We start from the raw sequence: 2000 nt of genomic DNA, 5'->3' as shown, positions 1-2000 counted from the left end.
GGGTACAAGATATAAAAGTTCTTTGAAATGGTAACAAAACTTTGTTAGAGATGATAGGCTTTAACCGACTTTAGAAACGAGCCAATATTAGATAATTGGAGGTCTCACAGAAAAAGGAAGTCAAAGAATTGGACTATCAGATAGGACTTTCAGGAGTTGTGTCTAAACCGCCCTGAGGTGCTGATTTTAAGAGGATCGGTATTGAGCGTCAAGGTCAAAGCAAGTTCATCATCATTTGTAGGATGAGTGATTGTATGGTGTGATGGTAGAAGTTGAACGCAAGTAAACCCTTATTGAGGTGTCGAAAATAACCTTTACTGTGTCAAAATCAATGGGGTCAGCGACCCAGCGAGACAGAGTGTAGCGGAAAACCTGATTACCGGCTACACGGCACACGGCATAAAGAGGGCAAGAGCTACCATTAGGCGCTAACAAGGAACAGGAGAACCAAAATCAGGATGTAAAGCGAGAACGCCGAAAATCCCAGAGCGGAAAAGGCAAAGAGTAGCAAAGCCTGATTTTGGGACAGATGAAGTCGTAGTAGCGAACATACCCAAGAGAGTCACGATGAAAATCGGGACAAGCGAAGGACTTCACATAATTAGTTGATTTATTGTATAACACCTTAAAGAAATTTAAGTATGATTTTTAATGAACAGCAGAGGTCGCAACCGATAAGTAGGTTGCAGGTAAATGAAGCTTTTAAACGCGTAAGAGCCAACAAAGGAGCCATGGGGATAGATGGGTTAACTGTGGAGGAAGTAGCGAAAAACCCACGCAAATATCTGTACCCATTGTGGAACAGAATGGCAAGTGGAAGCTACCAGGCCAAAGCGGTTAGGCAAGTCCTAATTCCCAAAGGGGATGGAAAAATGCGTCCATTGGGTATTCCTACCATAGTAGATAGGGTTGCCCAACAGGTAATTGCTACCGAACTGGAGCAGGTTGTAGAACAGCATTTTAGTGCAGATAGTTATGGTTACCGACCAAACAGATCCGCACATGATGCTTTAGAACAATGCCGTATCAATTGTATGAAATACAGTTGGGCAATCGATCTAGACATCAGAGGCTTTTTCGACAACATCGACCATGAACTATTGCTCAAAGCAGTAAGTCATTATACGCAGGAGAAACATATTCTACTGTATGTAAACCGATGGTTGAATGCACCAGTGCAGTTGGCAGACGGAACAATCAAACACCCAGAGGGTAAAGGCACACCACAGGGCGGAGTAATCAGTCCTGTATTAGCCAATATTTTTATGGACATTGTGTTTGATAAATGGATAGCCAAAGAAAGTTCTGATACACCATTTGAAAGGTATGCCGATGATATTGTAATTCATTGCAAGAACATCAGGGAAGCGTTGCGATTTTTAGAAAAGATAAAACAACGATTGAGAGACTGTAAATTGGAATTAAACCAAGAGAAGTCGAAAATCGTTTATTGTCGCAATAATCAAAAACGTCAACCCCCCTTCAAAGTAAGGTATCAAAAGTTCGACTTTTTGGGCTACACCTTTAAGCCAAGAATTATCAAAGAGCGAGGGAAAATCAGATTAGGTTTTTCACCCGCCATGAGCCAAAAGAGTAGGAGTAGGATAGCCAAAGAACTCAATAAGATGAATTTTCATCGTTGGGTTCAATTCCCGTTAAATAAAATTGCGGAACTGTTGAAGCTCAAAATCCGAGGTTGGATAAATTACTATGGCAAATTCCGAATGAGCGAAATGCGCAAACTTTTTCGAGTTCTGCATACACGCTTAACCAAATGGATACGCAACAAATACCATCGATTTAGGAAGAAACCTTGGTATGTAGGTTATAAATACCTACAAAAATTATCAAAAGACTATCCAAATCTCTTCGAACATTGGCATTACGAAGGCTTCAGACCTTAAAAGACTTGAATTATGAAGAGCCGTATGATGCGAGAGTATCACGTACGGTTCTGTGAGAGGTTTAGGGGTGAAATTCCCCTTTACCTACTCGATTTT

Annotated in this window: 1 protein-coding gene; it reads left to right on the top strand. The window is 41.0% G+C overall.

The window, feature by feature from the left end:
• Window positions 1-641 precede the first annotated feature (641 nt).
• Window positions 642-1904 (top strand): group II intron reverse transcriptase/maturase, encoded by a 1263-nt coding sequence (gene ltrA / locus EZJ43_RS16935; protein WP_133263903.1) that lies wholly within the window; start codon window positions 642-644, stop codon window positions 1902-1904.
• Window positions 1905-2000: the final 96 nt, after the last annotated feature.

Source organism: Pedobacter changchengzhani (assembly GCF_004354365.1).
GTDB lineage: Bacteria > Bacteroidota > Bacteroidia > Sphingobacteriales > Sphingobacteriaceae > Pedobacter > Pedobacter changchengzhani.
Note: the sequence above shows the minus strand (reverse complement) of the source record. Positions and strands in the feature narration are given on the sequence as shown.

Excerpts from the sequence above, each read along its gene's own strand:
- ltrA (WP_133263903.1), top strand. The coding sequence starts at position 642 with ATGATTTTTAATGAACAGCAGAGGTCGCAACCGATAAGTAGGTTGCAG.